Source organism: Isoptericola sp. NPDC058082, from assembly GCF_042885055.1.
Lineage (GTDB): Bacteria > Actinomycetota > Actinomycetes > Actinomycetales > Cellulomonadaceae > Isoptericola.
Genome location: NZ_JBHVSQ010000011.1, coordinates 39,156 through 61,244, shown reverse-complemented (window position 1 = coordinate 61,244; position 22,089 = coordinate 39,156). Strand labels below are relative to the sequence as shown.

19 protein-coding genes are annotated in these 22,089 nt (G+C 75.4%); 13 read left to right on the top strand and 6 right to left on the bottom strand.

Features of this window, described 5'->3' with window-relative positions; translation table 11 throughout:
• Positions 1-6: 6 nt before the first annotated feature.
• Positions 7-1,413: a glutamate decarboxylase gene (locus ACFVS0_RS15220; RefSeq protein ID WP_430549046.1), complete on the bottom strand. Its 1,407-nt coding sequence runs from the start codon at positions 1,411-1,413 to the stop codon at positions 7-9.
• A 162-nt stretch (positions 1,414-1,575) separates the two neighbouring features.
• Between ACFVS0_RS15220 and ACFVS0_RS15215 the strand changes: the two genes are divergently transcribed.
• Positions 1,576-2,193, top strand: a complete 618-nt coding sequence (locus tag ACFVS0_RS15215; protein ID WP_430549047.1) for a TetR/AcrR family transcriptional regulator — start codon at positions 1,576-1,578, stop codon at positions 2,191-2,193.
• A gap of 80 nt (positions 2,194-2,273) precedes the next feature.
• Positions 2,274-3,056, top strand: coding sequence for a glucose 1-dehydrogenase (locus ACFVS0_RS15210; RefSeq protein WP_430549048.1), 783 nt, complete (start codon positions 2,274-2,276; stop codon positions 3,054-3,056).
• 4 nt (positions 3,057-3,060) lie between these two features.
• Here the strand turns inward: ACFVS0_RS15210 and ACFVS0_RS15205 are convergent, their stop codons facing one another.
• Positions 3,061-5,097 (bottom strand): penicillin-binding transpeptidase domain-containing protein, encoded by a 2,037-nt coding sequence (locus ACFVS0_RS15205; RefSeq protein WP_430588419.1) that lies wholly within the window; start codon positions 5,095-5,097, stop codon positions 3,061-3,063.
• 38 nt (positions 5,098-5,135) lie between these two features.
• Here ACFVS0_RS15205 and ACFVS0_RS15200 point away from each other — a divergent pair, with 38 nt between their 5' ends.
• Positions 5,136-5,903: a M15 family metallopeptidase gene (locus ACFVS0_RS15200; RefSeq protein ID WP_430588418.1), complete on the top strand. Its 768-nt coding sequence runs from the start codon at positions 5,136-5,138 to the stop codon at positions 5,901-5,903.
• A 49-nt stretch (positions 5,904-5,952) separates the two neighbouring features.
• Here ACFVS0_RS15200 and ACFVS0_RS15195 read toward each other — a convergent pair whose 3' ends face one another.
• Together ACFVS0_RS15195 and ACFVS0_RS15190 are read right to left on the bottom strand one after the other, a co-directional pair.
• Positions 5,953-7,164, bottom strand: a complete 1,212-nt coding sequence (locus tag ACFVS0_RS15195; protein WP_430588417.1) for a MalY/PatB family protein — start codon at positions 7,162-7,164, stop codon at positions 5,953-5,955.
• A 104-nt stretch (positions 7,165-7,268) separates the two neighbouring features.
• A complete protein-coding gene (locus ACFVS0_RS15190) occupies positions 7,269-7,973 on the bottom strand; it encodes a hypothetical protein (RefSeq protein WP_430563526.1) in 705 nt (234 codons plus the stop codon).
• Positions 7,974-8,281: 308 nt separating this feature from the next.
• Here ACFVS0_RS15190 and ACFVS0_RS15185 point away from each other — a divergent pair, with 308 nt between their 5' ends.
• The 10 genes from ACFVS0_RS15185 (at position 8,282) to ACFVS0_RS15140 (ending at position 20,178) form a co-directional block, all read left to right on the top strand.
• Positions 8,282-8,623: a hypothetical protein gene (locus ACFVS0_RS15185; RefSeq protein ID WP_430563525.1), complete on the top strand. Its 342-nt coding sequence runs from the start codon at positions 8,282-8,284 to the stop codon at positions 8,621-8,623.
• Between the two features lie 107 nt (positions 8,624-8,730).
• The gene (locus ACFVS0_RS15180) at positions 8,731-11,685 is read left to right on the top strand and encodes an AAA family ATPase (RefSeq protein ID WP_430588416.1); all 2,955 of its coding nucleotides are present in this window, start codon (positions 8,731-8,733) and stop codon (positions 11,683-11,685) included.
• Positions 11,686-11,709: 24 nt separating this feature from the next.
• Positions 11,710-14,109: a SpoIIE family protein phosphatase gene (locus ACFVS0_RS15175; RefSeq protein WP_430549055.1), complete on the top strand. Its 2,400-nt coding sequence runs from the start codon at positions 11,710-11,712 to the stop codon at positions 14,107-14,109.
• Positions 14,110-14,198: 89 nt separating this feature from the next.
• Positions 14,199-15,281, top strand: a complete 1,083-nt coding sequence (locus ACFVS0_RS15170; RefSeq protein ID WP_430563523.1) for a sigma-70 family RNA polymerase sigma factor — start codon at positions 14,199-14,201, stop codon at positions 15,279-15,281.
• 48 nt (positions 15,282-15,329) lie between these two features.
• The gene (locus ACFVS0_RS15165; protein WP_430588415.1) at positions 15,330-16,628 is read left to right on the top strand and encodes an AI-2E family transporter; all 1,299 of its coding nucleotides are present in this window, start codon (positions 15,330-15,332) and stop codon (positions 16,626-16,628) included.
• A gap of 2 nt (positions 16,629-16,630) precedes the next feature.
• A complete protein-coding gene (locus tag ACFVS0_RS15160) occupies positions 16,631-17,845 on the top strand; it encodes a cation:proton antiporter (RefSeq protein WP_430563521.1) in 1,215 nt (404 codons plus the stop codon).
• A 28-nt stretch (positions 17,846-17,873) separates the two neighbouring features.
• Complete coding sequence (locus tag ACFVS0_RS15155) at positions 17,874-18,326, top strand: universal stress protein (RefSeq protein WP_430549059.1); 453 nt, start codon at positions 17,874-17,876, stop codon at positions 18,324-18,326.
• Positions 18,323-18,769: a fluoride efflux transporter FluC gene (locus ACFVS0_RS15150; protein WP_430563520.1), complete on the top strand. Its 447-nt coding sequence runs from the start codon at positions 18,323-18,325 to the stop codon at positions 18,767-18,769. The genes ACFVS0_RS15155 and ACFVS0_RS15150 overlap by 4 nt, the downstream gene beginning before the upstream one ends.
• Positions 18,766-19,158, top strand: coding sequence for a fluoride efflux transporter FluC (locus ACFVS0_RS15145; protein WP_430549061.1), 393 nt, complete (start codon positions 18,766-18,768; stop codon positions 19,156-19,158). The genes ACFVS0_RS15150 and ACFVS0_RS15145 overlap by 4 nt, the downstream gene beginning before the upstream one ends.
• 45 nt (positions 19,159-19,203) lie before the next feature.
• Positions 19,204-20,178 (top strand): 5'-3' exonuclease H3TH domain-containing protein, encoded by a 975-nt coding sequence (locus ACFVS0_RS15140; RefSeq protein ID WP_430588455.1) that lies wholly within the window; start codon positions 19,204-19,206, stop codon positions 20,176-20,178.
• Between the two features lie 15 nt (positions 20,179-20,193).
• On the opposite strand, the gene ACFVS0_RS15135 is transcribed toward ACFVS0_RS15140, so the two are convergent.
• Both ACFVS0_RS15135 and ACFVS0_RS15130 read right to left on the bottom strand, forming a co-directional pair.
• Positions 20,194-21,399, bottom strand: coding sequence for an acetyl-CoA carboxylase biotin carboxylase subunit family protein (locus ACFVS0_RS15135; RefSeq protein ID WP_430588414.1), 1,206 nt, complete (start codon positions 21,397-21,399; stop codon positions 20,194-20,196).
• Positions 21,389-22,084: a VOC family protein gene (locus ACFVS0_RS15130; protein ID WP_430588413.1), complete on the bottom strand. Its 696-nt coding sequence runs from the start codon at positions 22,082-22,084 to the stop codon at positions 21,389-21,391. Before ACFVS0_RS15130 ends, ACFVS0_RS15135 begins: the two co-directional genes overlap by 11 nt.
• Positions 22,085-22,089: the final 5 nt, after the last annotated feature.

Here is a 22,089-nt window from a genome sequence, read left to right as displayed (position 1 = left end):
GGCGGGTCAGTGGATGAAGCCGGTGCGCTGGCCCTCCGAGGGCATCGGTCCGGAGAGGGCGTCGAGGTAGCGGGTCTCCTCCTCGAGGTCGGCGAGGAACGACGCCGCGAGGTCCCGGCTGAGCCCGCTGCGCACGACGACGCGCTGCACGGTGACGTCGGTGAGGTCGTCGGGCATGGGGTACGCCGGCACGAGCCAGCCGCGCGTGCGCAGCCGGTCGGACAGGTGGTAGAGGTTCCAGTTCTCCGTGTGCCCCGGCTTCAGGCGCCACGCGAAGACGGGGATGTCGGAGCCGTCGTTCCACAGCTCGAACGCGGGCAGCCTCCCGACGCCGTCGGCGAGGTACCGCGCGACGTCGGACGAGGCGTTCTGCACCGCCTCGTACCCCGCCCGCCCCAGCCGCAGGAACATGTAGTACTGCAGCAGCACCTGCGACCCCGGTCGGGAGAAGTTCAGCGCGAGGGTGGGCATGTCGCCGCCGAGATAGCTCACGCGGAACACGAGGCTCTCGGGCAGGGCCTCCTCGTCGCGCCACACCACCCAGCCGAGGCCCGGGTACACGAGGCCGTACTTGTGGCCGGAGGTGTTGATCGACGCGACCCGCTCCACCTGGAAGTCCCACACCAGGTCGGGCTGCACGAACGGCGCGACCATCGCCCCCGACGCGCCGTCCACGTGGATGGGCACGTCGAGCCCGGTGGTCGCCTGGATGCGGTCGAGGGCGGCGGCGATCTCGGTGACCGGCTCGTACATCCCGGTGTACGTCACGCCGAGGATGGCGACGACGCCGATCGTGTCCTCGTCGACGTAGCTCTCCAAGTCGTGGCCGTCGAGCACCCGGTGCTCCTCGCTGATGGGCACGTAGCGGGGCTCGACCTCGAAGTAGTTGCAGAACTTCTCCCAGCACACCTGCACCGCGCTGGACATCACGAGGTTGGGGGTGCCGACGGGCTTGCCGGCGTCGCGCCGGGCCTGCTGCCACCGCCGCTTGAGCGCGAGCCCGGCGAGCATGCACGCCTCGGACGAGCCGATCGTCGAGGTGCCCATCGCGTGGTGCGGGTCGGGCGCGTGCCACAGGTCGGCGAGCATGCGCCAGCACCGGTCCTCGACGGCGGCAGTGGCCGGGTACTCGTCCTTGTCGACCATGTTCTTGTCCGCCGCCTCGAGGTAGAGGCGGCTGGCGTGGTCGTCCATCCACGTGCCGACGAAGGTGGCGAGGTTGAGCCGGGCGTTGCCGTCGAGCATCGCCTCGTCGTGGACGATCTGGAACGCCGTCTCCGGCAGGGACTGCCCGGCCGGGAGGCGGTCGCGCGGCACGGAGCGCGTCTCTCCCGGGCGGACGAAGACGGGGTTGAGCTCGACGTCCCCGTGGCGGACGCGGCGGCGGCCGCTCCCTCGGGTCCTGCTGACCATGGCGGTTCCCCTCGTCGGTGGCGGGTGCGGCACTTTCGAGCGTAGGTCGGCCCGTCGCCCTTCACCCGGCCTGCCCGGGTGAAGTGAGTTAGGCGACAGGTGTTGCCTAACTCGTCGCCCCGGCGTAGCGTCGAGAGCATCGGACGGCGGAGGTGACAGGGCATGGACAAGCGGGTCGAGCGGACCGCGGAGGCCCTGCGCACCGCCGTCCTGGAGCTGGCCGCGGAGCAGGACGTCGCGGACCTCACCGCGTCGGCCGTCGCCGCCCGCGCCGGCATCAACCGGGCCACGTTCTACGACCACGCCGCCGGCCCGGCCGAGCTGCTGGCACGGGTCCTCGGCACCGAGCTCGACCGCATCCGCGCGGAGTTCGACGCCGCCGTGCGGGAGGTCGCCGGGCACGCCACCCACGGCGACGCCGAGCAGGTCGTCGCCCGGTACACCGGTGCGCTGCAGGCCCACGTCGAGGCGCACCTGCCCGTGTACGAGCGGGCCCTCGAGGGCGGCCTCAGCGCCCCGCTGGCCCGGCTGCTCGCCGACCACGTGGCCGGCACCCTCACCGACCACCTGCGCGCCCACCCCGGCCTCATGCCCCTGGACCCGGGCACCCCCGCCGACCAGGTCGACCGCTACGCCCGCGCGTTCGCGACGTACGTCGGGCTCGGCACCGTCGGCGCGCTCGAGGTCTGGCTCGCCGCTCCCCCGCCCCGCGACCCCGCGTTCTTCGCCCGGGTCGCCCACGACGCCCTGCCCGCCTGGTGGACCACACCGTCCCCCTGACGTCCCCTCCGTCCCGGGACGACCACGGTCCCGGGCGGGCAGGTGCACCCACTCCCAGCAGAACCACGAAGGAGGCCAGCATGACCGCCAGCACGGCCGTCAGCACCGGGAACCGAGTTTTCAACAAGGTCGCGATCGTCACCGGCGGGACCGGCGGGATGGGCGTCACCCACGCCCGCGCGCTGGCCGCCGAGGGCGCCAAGGTCGTCGTCGCCGACCTCGACGACGCGAAGGGCGAGGCCCTCGTCGCCGAGCTGGGCGCCGACCGCACCGACGTCGCCCGCTACGTCCATCTCGACGTCACGAACGAGGACGACTGGGCGAAGGCCGTCGCGTTCACGCTCGAGGAGTTCGGCCGGATCGACGTGCTCGTGAACAACGCGGGCATCGCGAACGGCGGCCCGATCACCGAGTACGACACCGACGCCTGGCGCCGGATCATCGACATCAACCTCACCGGGGTGTTCCTGGGGATCCGGGCCGTCGCGCCGGTCATGGTGAAGGCCGGCTCCGGGTCGATCATCAACATCTCGTCCGTCGAGGGGCTCCGCGGGAGCCGCGGCCTGCACGGCTACGTGGCCTCCAAGTTCGGCGTCCGCGGGCTCACGAAGTCGGTCGCGCTGGAGCTCGGGCCGCACGGCGTGCGGGTCAACTCCGTGCACCCCGGGTTCATCGAGACGCCGATGACCGCGGGCATCGACGCGGGCGACCTGCTCATCCCGCTCGGCCGCGGCGCGCGGCCGGAAGAGGTCTCCCAGACCATCGTCTTCCTCGCGAGCGACGAGTCCAGCTACTCCACCGGCGCCGAGTTCGTCGTCGACGGCGGACTCGTGGCGGGCGTGCCGCACAAGCACGGCGCCTGACCGGTCACAGGCCCGCCAGGAAGTCCTTCATGAGCGGGCCCGCGGTGTCCGACCCGCGGTGGCCGTCCTCCACGAAGACGGCCACCGCGAGGTCGTCGACGATCGCGAGCATCCACACGTGCTGCTTCGACCCGTCGCCGTACTGCGCCGTGCCGGTCTTGGCACCGACGATGCCGGGCACGCCCTGCAGCATGTCCGCGCTGCCCTCGGTGACGACGCCGTGCATCAGGTCGCGCACCACCGCCGCCTCGTCGTCCGTCACCCCAGGCGTCGACGGCTTCTTCGGCGCCTGCGCCGACTCCTCGGCCGACGGCGAGGCGGACGCGTCGCCCTCGTCGCCCCCCGCCGGCTCGTCGCGCACCAGCACGGGCTGCACCCGGTGGCCGGCGGCGACGCTCGCCGCGACCGTCGCCATCCCCAGCGGCGACGCCTGCACCTTGGCCTGGCCGATCATCGACGCCGCGTGCTCCGTGCCGTCCGCCTTCGCGGGCACGGCGCCGAGGAAGGCGGGCACGCCCAGCACGGGCGCCGCCACCTCGTCGTCCACGAGCCCGAGGTCGGACGCCGCGGTCGCCAGGTCCGCCTGCGCCACCTTGTCGCGCTGCGCGATCATCGCCGTGTTGCACGAGTGCGCGAACGCCGTGCGCAGCGGCACCTCGCCGGTGGCCGACGACGGGTAGCCGGGGACGTTGCCGAACCTGCGGCCGTCCACGGTGATGCTGTCCGTGCAGGCGACCTTCGTGTCCGGGGTGATCCCCGCCCGCTGCATCGCCAGCGCGTCCACCACCTTGAACGTCGACCCCGGGGGGTACTGCCCCAGCGTCGCGGTGGACCAGCCCTCGCCGCCGGGCCCGCTCGCCGCGGCGAGCACCGCGCCGTCCGACGGCCGGATCGCGACGATCGCGCTGGCCGGGTCGACGTCCTCGAGCACGTTCTCCGCCTGCTTCTGGAGGTGCTGGTCGAGGGTGGTGGCCACCGCGACGCCGTCGACGGCGTCGACGCGGTACAGCTCACGCCCCTCGTCCCCGTCCTCCTCGGGCTCGCCGTCCAGGCCCACGTCACCGTCACCGGCCGGGACCACGCTGACCAGGACGCCCGGCGAGCCGGTGAGCTGGTCGTCGTAGGCGCGCTGCACCCCCGACAGCCCCACCACGTCGCCGGCCTGCACCGCGCCGTCGGACTCCTCGACGACCTCCTTGGTCGCCTCCCCGACCCGGCCCAGGATCGGCGCGGCGAAGGTGCTCGTCGGTCCGAGCTCGAGGGAGTCCTCGACCGCACGCACGCCGATGATGTCCCGCGCGTCGTCCACCGTGAAGTCCACGCCCGGGTTCTTCTTGCGGATCGTGATCGCCTCGACGAACGCCTTCTCCCCGGCCGCGTCGACACGCGCGAAGAACTCGTTCGGCTCGAGGCCCACGAGCTGCGCGAGGTCGCGCGCCGCGGACTCCTGCCCGAGCCCCTCCACCGCCGTCTTGTCCACCCCGATGTGCCACACGCCCCGCTCGGTCACCATCGGCTCGCCGTCGCCGTCCAGCAGGTCGCCGCGGTCCGCGTCGAGGGTCCTGACCTTCAGCCGCTCGCCCGGCTCCAGGTCGGGCACCAGCACGTCCGGCCGCCACACGGCGCGCCAGGCGCCCTCGCCGTCGCCGCTCTCCGGCGGCGCATAGGCGAGGTCGACGTCGGTGCTGTACTTCCACGTGACGTCGCGGCCCACCGGCCACGACCAGTCCAGCGTGGCCACCGCCGACGTCGTGCCGTCCTGGGTGACCGGCTTGCCGACGGAGGCCACCGTCACCGTGCGCTCGCGCTCGCCCGAGGCGTCGACGAGCGGCTCGAGCACCTCGGTGAGCTGCGTCTGCACGTCGACCGAGCCGGGCGCCTGTAGCGCCAGGTCGCTCACGTCGCCCGCCCGGAGCGCGGCCGCGAGCGCCTCGGCGGCCGGGTCGGCGGACGGCACGTCGGGCCCGGTGCACGCCACCAGGGTCACCCCGACGACCGGGGTCAGCAGGACGGCGAGGGCGAGGCGGTAGCGTCGGCGCACCTTGGCGAGATTATCGGCTTCCTGGCAACCTGGTCGGCATGTCCCCCCGTGTCGTGGTCACGGTCCTGCATAGATTTCGTGGCGCCGTCGTCGCGGGCACCCTGGCGGGCGTCCTGACCGTCGCAGGGGCCGTCGTGCCGGCGGGTGCGGCGACCGCCGCGCTGCCCGACCCGCGGCCGGGTGGCACGTCGATCCTGGGCCGCACGTGGACCCCGGGGCACGACCCCGCGGACCTGACCGTGCTGGTGAACAAGGCCCACCCCGTCACCCCGGAGCGCTGGGCGCCGGACGACCTCGCGCGCCCCGACGTGCCCGCCCTCGGCGAGCACGACCGGCTGCGGGCCGAGGCGGCGCGGGCCCTGGAGCGCCTCGCCGCCGACGCCCAGGACGCCACCGGCCACGAGCTCGTCCTCGCCTCCGGCTTCCGGTCCACGGACTACCAGCGGCGGCTGTACGCCCGGTACGTCGACGCGCACGGCCGCCGCGCCGCCGACACGTTCTCCGCCCGCCCGGGGTACTCCGAGCACCAGACAGGCCTCGCCGCCGACGTCGCCGAGGCCGGCACCCCGTACACCGACTTCGGGCGCACCAGGACCGGGCGCTGGGTGGACGCGCACGCGTGGCGGTACGGGTTCGTCGTGCGGTACCCGGAGGGCCGGCAGTCCGTCACGGGCTACTCGCCCGAGCCCTGGCACCTGCGCTACGTGGGCACCGGACTGACCGTCCCGATGCACCTCGCCGGCACCACCACCCTGGAGGAGGCCTTCGGCGCCGCCCCGGCGCCGGACTACGCCCCGCCGAAGTAGCACGGGTACTACCTCGGCACGGTCCGTGCTACCTCGGCACGGTCCGGTGCTACCTCGGCACGGCGAGCGCGCGGCCGAGGCGCTCCGCGGCCTCGGTGAGCACGGCCGTGGACGTCGCGAGGTTGAGCCGCAGCCACCCGGCGCCGCCGGCGCCGAACCGCACGCCGTCCTCGAGGGCGAGGCGGCCGCGCTCCAGCACGAGCGCGGCGGCGTCGGCCGCGGGGACGCCACCGGGCAGGGCACCGCGCAGGTCGAGCCAGGCCAGGTAGGTGGCGTCGGCGGGCTGGAGCCGCACGGCGGGGGCGTGCGCCGCCAGCAGGCGCGCGAGCAGCCCTCGGTTCGCGTGCACGCCCGCGAGCAGGGCGTCCAGCCACGGACCGCCGTCGCGGTAGGCCGCCGCGTGCGCCAGCACCGCGAGGTGGTTGACGGCGTGGCCCGCCTCCTCGGGGATCCGGCGCAGGTCGTCGGCCGCGCCCGGCCCGCCGAGCGCGACCGCGGCACGCAGCCCCGCGAGGTGGAACGCCTTGGACGCCGACTGCACCACGACCGCCCGCTCCGCGCCCGCCACCGACAGCAGCGGCACGAACGCGGGCGCGCCGTCGGCCACGCGCTCGAACGTGAACGGGGCGTGCACCTCGTCGGCCACCACCCGCACCCCGTACCGGTCGGCGAGCGTCAGCACCGCCTCGAGCTCCGCGCGGGTGTGCACGGTGCCGGTGGGGTTGTGCGGGTTGCACAGCAGCAGGACGGCGCGCCGGCCGGAGCCGGGCCCGGCGCCGTGGGCGGCGGCGCCCGTGACCCGCGCGAACGCGGCCTCGAGCGCGCCGAGGTCGAGCCGCAGGTCGGCGCCCAGGGGCGCCTCCACGACGTGTCGCCCCTCGTTGCCCGGAAAGCCGTAGAACGGCGGGTACACGGGCGGCGTGACGACGACGGCGTCGCCGGGGGCGGTGAGCACGCGCAGCACCTCGACGATCGCCACCATGACGTCCGGCATCGTGCGGCTGGACGCGGCGTCCGGCGCCCACCCCCAGCGCTCCCGCGCGAACGGTGCGAGCGCCTCGGCATAGCCCGTACCGACGTCGTACCCGGTGTCCCCGAGGGCCAGCGCCCCCTGCACCGCGTCGACGACGGCGGGCGCGACGGGCGTGTCCATCTCGGCGACGAACAGCGGCAGCACGTCCGGCGGGTAGGCCCGCCACTTCACGGACGTGCGACGGCGCAGGTCGTCGAGGGTGAGCTGCTCCAGCGGGTTGTCGGTCACGGCTCCGGTCTACCAGAGGCGCCCGCGTGCTACCTCGGCGCGAGGGGTGCTACCTCGGCGCGAGGGGTGCTACCTCGGCGCGAGGGGTGCTACCTCGGCGTGGGTCAGGCGGACGGGACCGTCTTCACCACCGGGGCCCACTGCTCCTCGACGAGCGCCGGGCGGTCCTCGTCGGTGTGGCCGGCCCAGCGCCGGGCATCCTCGATGGTGGCGGCGAGCAGGGTGCGCAGCCGGGCGTCCGTGTCGGGCACGAACGCCTCGCTGATGCCCTGCACCGCCGTGGACACGACGGACGGCGCGGCGTCGCGCACGAATCGCTTGGGCCGCACGCGCGTGCCCTCGCAGAACCGGTACGCCCACTCGGCCGTCTTCGGCGACGCGGCGAGCGCGTCGGCGCTGGCCGGGTCGAGCGTGCCCTCGGGGCGCCCGTCCAGGGCGTCGAGCATGCGCTCCGCACCGATGATCGCCACGGCCAGCGTCTGCTGCCGGTCGGCGGGCGCGACGGGCAGCGCCGTCTGCGCGGCGCGCAGCGCGATCTGCACGTCCCACCGCGGGTCGCTGCTGGTCAGCCCGATGACCGAGGGGATGAGCGGCGCGAGCTGCGGCCGGTTCCCGTCGGAGGTCAGGTCGTTCACGGCACGGGCCAGCATCGCGAGCAGCGGGTGCGTGCACTGCGGATGATCGCTCCAGCGTTCACCGGCCAGGAACGACGCCAGCTCCATGAAGCACGCGCCCTTCTTGGGGTTGCGGTGCTTGCCACGCCCGAGCATCGGCAGCGCGTCGAAGGCGCCTGCAACAGATCCAGCCACGAGTCCACCCCCGTATAGGTCCGGTCTTCCCCAGTGTGCGACCGCTGTGACCCAGGTCGCAACGGCTGGCGCGGGCGAAGGCCCGTCCAGCCCCGGCCTCGGTACCCCTCAGCCCCGCCGCGGGGGTACCTCAGACCGGCGGAGGCCCAGGTCGCGGCGTCGTCTGAGGTACCCCCGTCCCGGAAGACGGGGCAGTTGCCCGATGCCCGCCCGGGGGCCTCAGGACGAGCGTGGTCACCACGAGATCGAGGAGCCGGCGGTGGCCGGCACGCAGGGCCGGGGACCCCGGCCGGTGAGGGGACGAGGACATGAACGAGATGACGTCGCGGGACCTGGCCGTCCTGGCCGAGCTGGACTACCGGCGCGAGCGGATGGCCGAGACCTACCAGCGCGGGACGCCGGCGTGGGTGCGCACGGTGGGCCGTGCGGCCGGCGCGGCCGGTCGCGGGGTCCGGGACCTGGCCCGCCGTGCGCGGTCCCGGGCCGCGGACCGCGAGGCCGTGCAGCGGCTCGGCTCGACGCTCGACGCCGTCGCCGCGCGGACCGACGCCCGCGCGTGGGACCTCCAGGTGACCCGCCGGGCCGACCAGATCGCCCACGGGCTGGACGCGCTGCGTCCCCAGGACGGCGCCGGACGCCGGGCCGCCTGACCGTGCGCGGCACGGCGGTGGGCACGGCGGCAGACACGGCGACGGAGCGGGTCCGCGAGCACGGAAAACCGGCGGCGGGTGTGGGCGGCCGGTGGGACGATCACCTCGTGCGACGTTCCAGCGAGGTGCCCCTGATCGCCCGCCAGGAGGAGGTCACCGCCTTCCGCGGCGCGCTGGAGCGCGCCGCGGAGGGCGAGCCCGGCGTCCTCCTGCTCGGCGGCGACGCCGGGGTGGGCAAGACGCGCCTGGTCACGCACCTCGCGGACGCCGCGCGCGACGCCGGGGCGCGCGTCGTCGTCGCGCACTGCGTGGACCTGGGTGACGTCGGCATCCCGTACCTGCCGTTCACGGAGGCGCTGACCGAGCTGCGCGGCGTGCCCGCGGTGGCCCAGGTGGTCGCCGAGCGCCCGGCCCTCGCCCGCCTGCTCGACCCGGCGGGCGGTGCCGACGGCGGTGCGGACCACGCGGAGCGGCTCCAGCTCCTCGACGGCGTCGCGGGCAGCCTCGCCGCCGCCGGCCGGGCGGGCTCACCGCTCGTGCTGATCGTCGAGGACGTGCACTGGGCGGACGAGTCCACGCGCGACGTGCTGCGGTTCGTCGTCGCCCGGCTGCGGTCCGAGCACCTGCTGCTCGTCGCCACGTACCGCAGCGACGACCTGCACCGCCGCCACCCCCTGCGCCCCGTCCTCGCGGAGCTGTACCGCCAGCGCCCGGTGACGCACGTCGAGCTGTCGCCCTTCACCCCCGACGAGCTGCGCGAGTTCACCACCGCCACCCGCGGCGAGCCCCTCGGCGAGGCCGAGTTCGACGCCGTGCGCAGCCGGTCGGACGGCAACGCCTTCTTCGCCGAGGAGCTGCTCGACGCGGGCCAGTCCTCGACCGGCCTGCCGTGGTCCCTGGCCGACGTGCTGCACGCCCGCCTGCAGCGCCTCGACCCGGCCGTGCAGCAGCTCGTGCGCCTCGCCGCCGTCGCCGGGCGGCAGGTGGACGAGGCGCTGCTGCGCGCCACCGCGCCCCGCCTGCCCGGGCTCGACGCGCCCGGCGCCACCGACGCCGCCCTGCGCGAGGCCGTGGCACAGCAGGTGCTGCGCGTCGAGGGCCAGCACGTCGCGTTCCGGCACGCCCTCGTCGCCGAGGCGCTCGTCCTCGACCTGCTGCCGGGCGAGCGCACCACCATGCACCGCGCCTACCTCGACGCCCTGACGGCCGACCCCGCCCTCGGGAAGGCGGCGAAGCGCGCCCACCACGCCCTGGAGGGCCACGACCTGCCCGCCGCGCTCGTCGCGTCCCGCGACGCCGCCCGCAGCGCGGCCACGATGCTCGCCCCGGCGGAGGAGGTGCGGCACCTGGAGCAGGTGCTCTCCCTGTGGGAGTCCGTGCCGGACGCCGCGGAGCTGCTCGGCACCGACCGGGTCACCGTCGCCCTCGACACCGCGGCCGCCGCGAGCTCCGCGGGCCAGGCGACGCGGGCGGAGCAGCTGGCCCGGCGTGCCGTCGAGGGGCTCGACGCCGACCCCGAGCGGCAGGCCCGCCTGCGGCACGTGCTGGTGCGGTACGTGCTGGACATGGAGGACCTCGTCGACGCCCTGACCCAGTCCACCCGCGCGCTCGACGTGCTGCTGCCCGGCGCGACCGACGCCGCCTCCGCCCTCGACGTCGAGGTGCCCGACGACGTCGCGACCCCCGAGCTCGCGTGGACGCTCGCCGTGCACTCCCGCGTGCTGCTCAACAACGACCGCGACGACGAGGCGGGCGCGTTCGCCCGGCAGGCGGTCGACGTCGCCCGCCGGGCCGACGCCCCCGACGCCGAGGCCGACGCCCTCACGACGCTCGCCATGCTGGAGGTCGGCACGCCGGACACCGCGGCCGACCTGCTCGAACGTGCCCGGGAGCGCGCCGTCGTGGCGGGCGACCTGCGCACCGAGATGCGCTGCTGGTACAACCTGGCCGCCACCCACTTCTACGCGGGCCACCTCGACCTGTCCGCCCAGGTGCTCGACGCCGGCATGGCGCGCGCCCGCTCGACCGGCGTCACGTGGGGCGCGTACGGCCTGGAGATGGTCGACCTCGCGCAGATCCGCGCCTACCTCACGGGTGACCTGTCCCGCTGGCCGGTGCCCGAGGGCGCCCCCGCGAGCGTGGTGCCGTACCTCGCCGCGGGCGGGCTGTACGCGCAGGTCGCCCGCGAGGGCGGCGACGCGATCGGCGCGGCGCAGGACATGCGCGTGCACTGGGGGAACGACGGGCAGATCGCCCTCATCGCCGGGGGCACCCACGCCGACGCGCTCACGTGGGCCGGCCGCTACGACGAGGCGGTCACGACGGCCGAGGAGGTCGCCACCCACCTGGGCGCCACCTGGTCCGAGTTCTTCCTCGGCCGCATCTGGCTGTCCGCGCTGGCGCTGGCGGCGCTCGCGGAGGACGCGGAGAGCGGCCCCCACGCCGCCGACGCCGCGCAGGAGCTGCTCGACCGCGGCGACGCCCTCCTCGCCGTCGCGCAGGAGACCGCCCGGCGCGGGCGCCCCCGCGGTGGCCGTCTCGGCCCCGAGGGCCGGGCGTGGCTGAGCCGCGCGGCGGCGGAGCACTCCCGGCTGCGGGCCGCGCTCACCGACGCCCCCGCCGACCCCGGGCTGTGGGAGGCGACGGTCAAGGAGTTCGACTTCGGGTACCGCTACGAGGTGGCGCGGTCCCGGTTCCGCTGGGCGCAGGCGCTGCGGGCGTCCGGCGACGTGCCGGCGGCCGAAGTCGAGGCCGCCGAGGCGCTCGGCGAGGCCGTCGACATGGGCGCCGCACCCCTCGCCGACGCGATCCACGCGTGGGGCCGCCGCGCCCGCGTGCCGCTGCCCGGCGGCCGCCGCACGTCCTCGGTCCTCACGGAGCGCGAGGAGGAGGTGCTGGTGCTGGTGGCGCAGGGGCTGAGCAACCGGCAGATCGGAGAACGGCTGTACATCTCCACGAAGACGGTCAGCGTGCACGTGTCGAACCTGCTCGCGAAGCTGGGCGTGTCCGGGCGGGCGGAGGCGGTCGCGGTCGCGCACCGGCGCGGGCTGATCGGCGTCTGACCGTTCGAGGTCCATACTGGGCCCGTGCCGGAAGCCCAGGCTGTCGGCTCCCTGTCCGGCCCGTCGCCCGGCCCCGTGCCCGGTCCCGCCTCCGACCGCGTGCCCGGCCCGTCGCCCGGCCCGGCCAACGGTGAGCCCGTCGCAGACGAGGTGTTCGACCGCATCGCGCGGCTCGTGCACCGACAGCTCGGCGTGCCCGCGGCCGCCGTCGTCATGCTCACCGACGACGGCGACGTCAAGACGCTCCCCGGCGCCGTCGGGTTCCCCGCGGACGCGCAGCGCAGCCGCCGACTCGAGCTCCCCCGGCCCCTGACGGCGACCGTCGCGCGCACCCGCACCCCGCTCGTCGTGGGCGACGCCGACGACGACCCGCGCGTGGCCGGCCGGCACACGATCGGCGACCTGGTGCTCGCCGCGTACGCGGGCTACCCGATCGAGGACGCCCGCGGACACGTGGTGGGCGCGCTGTGGGCGGTGTCGTCCGTGCCGCGGACCTGGACCGAGACGGATCTCGCCACCCTCGCCGACCTGTCCGCCGCGGCGTCGGGCGAGCTGCGGCTGCGCGCGGAGCGGGAGCGCGCACGGCTGGCCGAGCAGGTGGCGTTCCGCGCGCACCGCCGGTCGCGGTTCCTGCTCGGGCTGTCGGAGCGGTTCGCGCGCGTCACGACTCTGGACGAGGTCGAGGACGCCATCGCGCACGTCATCGGCACCGGCACGGGCGCCCGCTGGGTGTCGCTGGCGCTGGTCGACGCCGACCGGCGGCACCTGTCGTTCTTCACCGTGGGGCACCACCATCCCGGCGAGCCGGCCCTGCGCAGCACGCGTCTCGACGCGCCCCGGCCCGACACGCACGTCGTGCGCAGCCGCGCCGCCCTGCGGTTCCGCGACCACGCGGAGATGGTCGCGACGTACCCCGAGATGGGTCCCGTGGGCTCCGTGTCGGAGGGCGCGCGGTCGTTCCTGCCCGTGATGTCGAACGGCATGGTCGTGGGCGTCATCGCCTGCGTGTGGGACCAGGCCCGCGAGCACGACGCCGAGACGGCGGCCCTCGAGTCGACGATCAGCCGGTACGTGGCGCTCGCGCTGGAGCGGGTGGCGCTGCTGGAGGCGCGGCGGCGGGTCGCGACCACGCTGCAGGAGTCGATGCTCACCGCGCCGCCCACGGTGGCGCACCTCGACATCGCGACCACCTACTCCCCCGCCGCGCGCACCGACCAGGTGGGCGGCGACTGGTACGACGCGGTGGTGCGCGACGACGGCACCGCGATCGTCATGATCGGCGACGTCGCGGGCCACGACGTGCACGCCGCCGCCCAGATGGGCCAGCTGCGCTCCATGCTGCGGGCGCTCGCGTGGAGCCACGACGAGTCGCCGGCCGGGCTGCTGACCCGCCTCGACAAGGCGAACGCGCGGCTCGGCCCGCGGGCGATGGCGACCGCCGTCGTCGCGCGCCTGGACCGCGACCCGGCGCCGTGCCCGAAGGAGGCCCTCGAGGGTTCCCCGCCGGCCGAGCGGCCCGAGCGCGCCTACACGCTCACGTGGTCGGTGGCGGGGCACCCGCCGCCGATGGTGCTGCGCCGCGACGGCCGGGTCGAGCGCCTGTCCGAGACCCCCGACCTGCTGCTGGGCGTGGTGCCCACGACGCCCCGCGTGGACCGCACCTCCCGCCTCCTGCCGGGCGACACCCTCGTGCTCTACACGGACGGGCTGGTGGAGCGCCGCGGCGTCCCGAGCGACGAGCGGCTGTCCGACCTGGAGACGGTGCTGCGCTCCGCGCACGGCGAGGCGACGTCCGCCGTCCCCCGTGCTCTGGTGCGCGGCCTCGTGGGCGACGCGCAGCGCGACGACGTCGCGGTGCTGGCCCTGCGCGTGCGCGTCCCCGCCCCGTCCGGGCCGCCGTCGTCGGCCGGGCCCGCGAAGGCGGAGCGGCGCGTCGCCGACGACGACCTCAGCGACCTCGGCCCGGCGCGCCGGTGGGTGGACGACGTGCTCGAGTCGTGCGACGTGTCGGACGAGCAGCGGCGGACCGCGATGCTCCTGACCAGCGAGGTGCTGACCAACGCGCTGGAGCACGGTGACGGACCGATCACGGCGACGGTCGAGGTGGACGGCCGCCGCCTGCGCGTGGGCGTCCGCGACGGCAGCATCGCCGAGCCGGAGCTGCAGTCCCCCCGGCCGCAGGACCTGTCGGGCCGCGGCGTGCTCTTCCTGGACCGCCTCGCGTCCCGGTGGGGCGTGCAGCTGCACGACGGCTCCGACGCCGTGGGGCGGCACTCGGGCGTCGTCGAGGGCAAGACGGTGTGGTTCGAGATCGACCGCGAGGCCCGGCCGCTCACCGGCACGGTGTCGCGCGTGCGTCCGCCGACACCCGCCACCGGCGCCGTCCCCCTGGTCGAGCGCGTGCTGCGCGACGACCGGCGCTGAGCGAGCCCCCGCCCGCCGTCCCTGGGCGGCTCGGTCGCCCCGGGCGACACCCCTCCCGGGTGTCGGCGGTCCGTCGTACGGTGTGAGACGTGACACACACCGCCCAGCGCCCCGACGCGCCGCCCCGACCCCGGGCGACGGCGACCGGTGCCCCCACCCCGTCCACGTCCGGCGGCGAGGGCGAGGACGTCGGCGCCCTGCTCGAGCCGTACCGGCGCGAGCTCACCGGCTACTGCTACCGCATGCTCGGCGGCGCGTTCGAGGCCGACGACGCGGTGCAGGAGACGCTGCTGCGCGCCTGGCGCTCGTACGACCGGTTCGAGGGCCGGTCGTCGCTGCGGTCGTGGCTGTACCGCATCGCGACCAACGTGTGCTTCGACCACCTCGGGTCGTCCAAGCGGCGGGAGCGCCCGATGGGGCTGGGCGGGCCGCAGCCCGCGGAGGAGCAGTACTTCGGCGACGTGCTCGCCGAGGACCGGTGGCTCGAGCCCGTGCCGGACGACGCCGTCCTGCCGCGCGAGGGCGACCCGGCCGACGTCGCGGTGGGCCGCGAGTCGATCCGCCTGGCGTTCGTGGCCGCGCTCCAGCACCTGCCGGCCAGGCAGCGCGCCGTCCTGGTGCTGCGCGAGGTGCTGCGCTGGTCGGCGGCGGAGGTCGCCGCGCTCCTCGACACCACGGTCGCGTCCGTGAACAGCGCCCTGCAGCGGGCCCGTGCCACCCTCGGCAGCAAGGGCCTGCGCCGGGCGGGCGGCCACGGCGAGGGTGCGGACCTCCCGGAGCCGCAGTGGGCCGAGATCGACCAGCAGCTGCTCGAGCGGTACCTGGACGCGTTCGAGCGCTACGACATGGACGCCCTGGTGGCGCTGCTGCACGAGGACGCCGTCCTCAACATGCCGCCGTACACGATGTGGGTGCACGGGCGCTCCGAGGTGATCCGCTGGATGACGGGCCCCGGCGCCGGCTGCCGGGGGTCCCGCTGCGTGCCCGTGCAGGCGAACGGCTCGATGGCGTACGGCCAGTACCGGCGCGACCCGACCGGCGGCTGGTCGCCGTGGGGGCTCGCCGTGCTGGAGGACGACGGCAGCGGCCGCATCACCGGCATCACGACGTTCCTCGACACCGCCACCTGGTTCCCCCGGTTCGGCCTGCCCGACCGGCTGCCCGCCCTCTGACCTGCGGCCCAGCGCGCCCTGCAGGCCGCGCTGGGCTACGTTGCCCGCATGACCACGGACGCCCCGCACCCCGAGGGCGTGCCCCCCACCGGGACGCCCGCGCCCCCGCCGGACGATCGCGTCGACCGCGAGGTCGACGACGAGGTCGACGACTCCGTCCGTCCCGTCCAGCACGACAGCAAGAACCCGCCGCGGTGGCTGCCGCGGGCGCTGGCGATGGTCGTGGTGGCCGTGTTCGTCGCCACCTTCCTCTCGTACGCGTTCGGTCAGCTCGGCGGGCTGGCCGTCAACGTGCTCATCTCCTTCTTCGTCGCGCTCGCGCTCGAGCCGATCGTCGTGTGGCTGGTGCGGCACGGGTGGCGCCGCGGCGCGGCCGCGGGCGTGTCGCTGGGCGGGGCGATCGTCGTCGTGCTCGGGGTGTTCGCGCTGTTCGGCAACCTGTTCGTGCAGCAGCTGATCCAGCTCGTCGCGTCGCTGCCCGACCTCTACACGAGCATCCAGCAGGGCATCGAGGCGCGCTGGGACGTCACGGTCCCCGACTCGGACGACCTCGTCGCGCAGGCTCTCGACCAGTGGGGGCAGGACGTCGCCACGGGTGCCCTCAGCATCGGGGCGTCGATCGTGGGGGTCCTGTTCGCGATCACCACGATCCTGCTGATCACGTACTACGTCATGGCGGCGGGCCCCAAGTTCCGCGCCGCGATCTGCGCGTGGCTGCGGCCCGACCGGCAGCAGGAGGTGCTGACCCTGTGGGAGATCACGCAGGTGAAGGTCTCCGACTTCATCAGCTCCCGCGTCGTGCTCGCCGCCCTGTCGAGCGTCTTCACGTTCGTCTTCCTGCTGATCGTGCAGACGCCGTACGCGCTGCCGCTGGCCGTCTTCACGGGCGTCGTGTCGCAGTTCGTGCCCACCATCGGCACGTACATCGGCGGCGCGCTGCCCGTGGCGGTCGCGCTCGCCGCGCAGGGGCTGCCGCAGGCGATCGCCGTGCTGGTCTTCATCGTCGCGTACCAGCAGGTGGAGAACCTCATCTTCTCCCCGAAGGTCAGCGCCCGGGCGCTGGAGATGAACCCGGCCGTGTCGTTCGTCGGCGTCCTCGGGTTCGGCGCCGTCTTCGGCGCCCTCGGCGCCTTCCTCGCCCTGCCGATCCTCGCGACCGTGCAGGCCCTCGGGAACACCTACCTGCAGCGGCACGAGCTCGTGGACTCGACGCTGCTGCACGACCCTGACGAACCGTCCGGCCGCGGCGAGGGCGTGTGGTCGTCGCGGCGTCGACGCAACCTCGAGGCCGGCGAGCGCGCCGCCCGCGAGGCCGAGGCCCGCCGGCGCGACGGCGCGGAGGAGTGAGCATGGACCTCGTCGGAGGGATCGCGCTGGTCGTCGCCGTGGGCGTGGCCGGCCAGGTCGCGGCCAAGCGCCTGCGGGTGCCGTCCATCCTGCTGCTGCTCGTGCTGGGCCTCCTCGTGGGACCCGTGCTCGGGTGGCTCGACCCGGACGAGGTCTTCGGCGACTCCCTCTTCCCCCTGGTCTCGATGGCCGTGGGCCTGCTGCTCTTCGAGGAGTCGCTCAAGCTCGACTTCGCCCGTCTGCGGGGCGGCGCGCGCCGCCCCGTCCTCGGGCTCGTCACCACCGGCGCGCTGCTCACCGGCCTGGGCGCGACGGTGATCGCCCACCTGTTCCTCGACCTGTCGTGGGGACGGTCCGCGGTGATCGGCGCCATCCTCATCGTCTCCGGGCCCACCGTCGTCGGGCCGCTGCTCGCGATCATCCGCCCCAAGCAGCCCGCGGAGTCGGTGCTCGCGTTCGAGGGCATCTTCATCGACCCCATCGGGGCGACCGTCGCGCTCGCCGTGGCGAACGTCGTCCTGCACGCCGAGACCACCAGCCTGCTGCTGACGTCCGCGTGGGGGCTCGTCGTCGGCGGCGTCGCGGCAGCGCTGCTCGTGCTGCTCATCCGCTTCGGCAGGGTCCCGAAGGAGACCGAGGTGGTGCTCGCGGTCGCGTTCGCGCTCGGGGCCTACGCGCTCGCCGAGGCCGGGCAGGACGAGGCGGGGCTGTTCGCCACCACCGCCCTCGGCGCCGCCCTGGCGAACCAGCGGGTGGCGCGCACCGAGCCGCTGCACGAGTTCGGCACCCACGTCGGGCTGCTGCTCATCGGCTCGTTGTTCGTGGTGCTGTCGGCACGGATCGACCTGGACGCCCTGGCCCGGTACGCGCTGCCAACCATCGGGATCGTCGCGCTGCTGGTGCTGGTGCTGCGACCGCTCGTGGCGTCGGTGTCCACGCTGGGCACCAGCCTCCCCTGGTCGCAGCGCGCGATGATCGGCTGGATGGCGCCGCGCGGCATCGTCGCCGCGTCCACCGCCTCCGTGTTCGCGCTGCGGTTCGAGGACGCCGGCGAGCCGTTCCCCCAGCTCGTGCCCGTGATCTTCGGCGTCGTGCTGCTCACCGCGATCGTCTACGGGTTCACCGGCACGCCCGTGGCGAAGCTCCTCGGCGTGCGCTCCGACGACCTGGAGCGGCTGGACGACGACGGGCTGCCGGTCCTGGACCGGTCGGGCTGACCGCCCGCACGCTGCCTACGATGGCGGCATGACCGGTCCGGTGCTGGTGGGGGTGCCCCACGACCACCATCCGAGCGTGCCCCGGCGCGCCGCCGACCTGGCGGCCGCGCTCGGCACGGAGCTGGTGTGCGTGGCCGTGGACGAGGCGTCGGTGCGCCAGCCGTCCGGCGCCGTCGTGCCGGTGGACCCCGACGCCGGCTCCCCCGCCGACGACGGCGAGCTGAGCGCCGCCGTCGCCGCCGCGCTGGCCGACAGCCCCGTGCGCTGGCGGCTCGAGCGCACCGCCGGCGACCCCGCTGCCGAGCTGGCCCGGCTCGCGGCCGCCCACGACGCCGTCCTGATCGTCGTGGGCGCCCGGCGGCCCGGCGTGCGCGGCTGGGCCACGCACCTGGTCGGCGGCACCGTCGCGGGGCACCTCGTCCACGACCAGCCGCGGCCGGTGGTCGTGCTGCCCGACCAGCACGCGGGCGACGCGTCGTGACGGCGGGCAGCCCGCCCGCCCGCACCAGGCCCGCGCACCGGCGGCCCGGGCTGGTCGCGCTGGTCGCGGCCGGAGGCGCCGTCGGCACCGCGGCCCGGTTCGGTCTGTCGCAGGCGTGGCCCGCCGTCGACGGGTGGCCGGTCGCGACCTTCGCCGCCAACGTGCTCGGCGCCTTCGTGCTGGGCTGGCTGCTGGAGTCCCTCGCCGCCCGCGGGCCGGAGACGCCCGGCGTGCAGCGGGTCCGCCTGGCCGTGGGCACCGGCGTGCTGGGCGGGTTCACGACGTTCTCGTCGCTCGCGCTCGAGACGGAGCGGCTGCTCGCCGCCGGCGACGTCGCCCAGGGGTTCGCGTACGCGGGCGGCACGCTCGTGCTCGGGTACCTCGCCTGCCTCGGCGGCGTGCTGCTCGGCTCGGGCCGGCGCTCGGGTCGGAGCTCGCGATGAGCGCCGCCGTGACCCTGCTGCTCGTCGCCGTGGCGGGCGGGCTGGGCGCCGCCGCCCGGTTCGTCGTCGACGGCGCGGTGCGAGCCCGGACCCCCGGTGCCGCGTTCCCGTGGGCCACGGTGGTGGTGAACGTGTCCGGCTCGCTGCTCATCGGACTGGTCACCGGCGTGCTGCTCGGCGCCGGCGACCCGGAGCACCTCGAACCCTGGCGCCTCGGCGTCGCGACCGGGTTCTGCGGCGGCTACACCACCTTCTCGACGGCGATGGTCGAGACCGTCCGCCTCGCCCGCTCCGGCCGGCGTCGGCTGGCCGTGGCCAACGCGCTCGGCACCATGGCGCTCACGCTCGCCGCCGTCGTCGTCGGCATCGGCCTCGGCCTCCTGCTCTGAGGCGTCGCGGTCGGGGGCCTGTGGCACGCTGACCCGGTGAGCCTCATGCTGCTGGACTCCGCGAGCCTGTACTTCCGTGCCTTCTACGGCCTGCCCGACTCGCTGCGCTCCCCCGACGGCAAGCCCGTCAACGCGGTGCGCGGCCTGCTCGACATGATCGCGTTCCTCGTCACGGAGCACGGGCCGGACCGGCTCGTGGCGTGCTGGGACGAGGACTGGCGGCCGGCGTTCCGCGTCGACGCGATCGGGTCCTACAAGGAGCACCGGGTCGCCGCGGTCACGCCCGCCGGCGAGCCGGACGTCGAGGAGGTGCCCGACGCGCTCACCCCGCAGGTCCCCGTGATCGTCGACGTGCTGGCCGCGCTCGGCATCGCCCGCGTGGGCGCGCCGGGCTTCGAGGCCGACGACGTCATCGGCACCCTGGTCACCCGCGAGGTGGCCCGCAGCGCCGCGACCGCGCTTCCCGTGGCGGGCGCCGTCGGGATGGTGATGCCCGCCAGCGTCGACATCGTCACCGGCGACCGCGACCTGTTCCAGCTCGTCGACGACGCGGCCGGCGTGCGCGTGCTGTACCCAGCGCGGGGCGTGCGCGACCCCGACGTCGTCGACCAGGCGAGGCTCGCCGAGAAGTACGGCGTGCCGAGCGGGCAGGCGTACGCCGACATGGCGACGCTGCGCGGCGACCCGTCCGACGGCCTACCCGGCGTGCCCGGCATCGGGGAGAAGACGGCCGCCAAGCTGCTCGCCGCGTTCGGCGACCTGGCCAGCCTCCGCGCGGCCGCCGAGCACGGCGCGAAGGGGATCACGCCCACACAGCGGCAGAAGCTGCTCGACGCCGCGGCCTACCTCGACGTCGCCCCCACGGTGGTGCAGGTCGCGCACGACGCCCCCGTCGGCGAGGTCGACGACACCCTGCCGCGGGCGCCGAAGGACCCCGAGGCGCTCGACGCGCTCGCCGAGCGCTGGGGCATCCGGTCCAGCGTGGACCGCGTGCTCACCGCGCTCGCCGCGCGCCCCTGACGCCCGTCCCGGACCTCACGAGCACCAGGCGGCGGTCGCGGCGGTCCGCACGTCGGCGGCGAGGGTCGACGGGTCGGCGTGCCACAGCAGCACGGACACCCCGAGCGACCCCGACGCTCCCTCGTGGGTCCTGGTCGCCGCACGACGCACGTGCACGAGCCGCCCGCTCGTCGTCGCCGGCGTGCGGCGGTACCGTTCGCCGGGCATCACGGGGATCCATACCCAGGCGGCCTGCGTGCCCGTCGGGCCCGCCTCCGGGACGGGGAGCCCGGCCTGCAACGCCAGGTTGGCCCGTTCCAGGTGCACGGCCGCGTGCAGGCGGGCCAGCTCGGAGACCAGGGCACCCGGTGCCCTGGCGGCGACCTCGATGACGACCAGCTCGTCGTCGGTGGTGCGGGCGAACTCCGTGTGGACGACGAACGCGCCCTCGCCCCCGAGGGCGGCGACCACGGCGGCGTCGCGCGCATGGGCCCGCCGCGCGAGCTCGTCGTCGTGCGGGACGGTCCAGCCCCCGAGGCGGCGTCCCGACGGCAGGTCGAGCAGCGGACCAAGGTAGGTGCCGGCCTGCACCGGGGTGACCTCGCCGTCCCGGACGAGGGCGTTGACGTGGTGGAACGTGCCGTCCAGGTACTCCTCGACCTGCCAGCCGTGGTCTCCCTCGTGGTCGGCGAGCCAGGCCCGCAGGTCGGCCTCCTCGCGCAGGACGCGCACGCCGCGGGAGTTGGCCTCCGTCCGTGGCTTGGCCACGACCGGGAGACCCACGCGTCCGACGATCCACGGGACGCCGTGCTCCGGTCCCGGCACGCCGTCGCGCAGCGCCTCGAACCGCGGCACGCGCACCCCCGCCGCGGCGAGGCGCTCCTTTGTCACGACCTTGTCGAGGTAGTGCTCCGGCCGGGAGGGGTGCCGCTGCGGCAGCCCGAACTGCTCACGCAGCCGGGCGCACGCCGCGACGCAGTACTCGTCGTTGGCGACGATCTGGACCGGCCGACCCGCCGCCAGGCCCCGGATCGTGCCGGCCCAGGCCTCCCGCGAGGCCCGGAGCACCTGCGGCGTCTCCGCGTCGACGTCCTCGCGCAGCACGTCGCCGGCCTCGGCGTCGGTGAGGACGACGACGTCCCAGGCCGCCGGGTCGAACGTGTCCGCGGGGTCCGTCGTCAGCGGCTGGCGCGAGTGGAGGACGACGGCCAGCGGCCGCACCGGCACGCCGTCAGCGGGCACGGTCGAACACGCAGAACTCGTTGCCCTCGGGGTCGGCCACCACCGTCCAGCCGATCTCGTCGTCCTGCGCGCGCAGCACGCGCGCGCCGCGGGCGACGAGGTCGTCGAGGGTGACCCCGTCGTCCAGCGTGACGTCCCAGTGCCAGCGGTTCTTGACCGTCTTGGGCTCGGGCACGGGGACGAAGTCGAACGACTCGAACGGGACGGCGGCGCCCTCGTCGAGGTAGGCGTAGTCCATGTCGTCGTCCTGCGTGAGCGTGCCGCCCAGCAGCTCGTGCCAGAACGCCGCGACCCTCCGGTAGTCCGCGCAGTCGACGACGACGTCCTTGAGCCGGTAGCCCGGCACCTCGTCGGCCGTGAAGACGCAGAACTCGCCGCCCTCGGGGTCGGCCAGCGTCGTGTAGTGGTACTGACCGGGCTCGGTCAGGCGGGGCCGGTCGGGGAACTCGTCGAGCGACAGGGCGCGCACGTCGGGGTGCACGCGGTGCTTCACCGTCTGCGCCTCCGGCACGGTGTTCACCCAGATCGTCCGCTCCGCCACCGGCTCGGCGCCCGGGTCGCGCAGCACGACGTCACCGACGTCCAGCGGCTCCACCCGCAGGCCCAGCGTGCGGGCCCAGAACTCTCCCAGCGCGGCCGCGTCGACGGCGTCGACGCACAGGTCCTTGAACGTCACGAGGCTCATGGCCG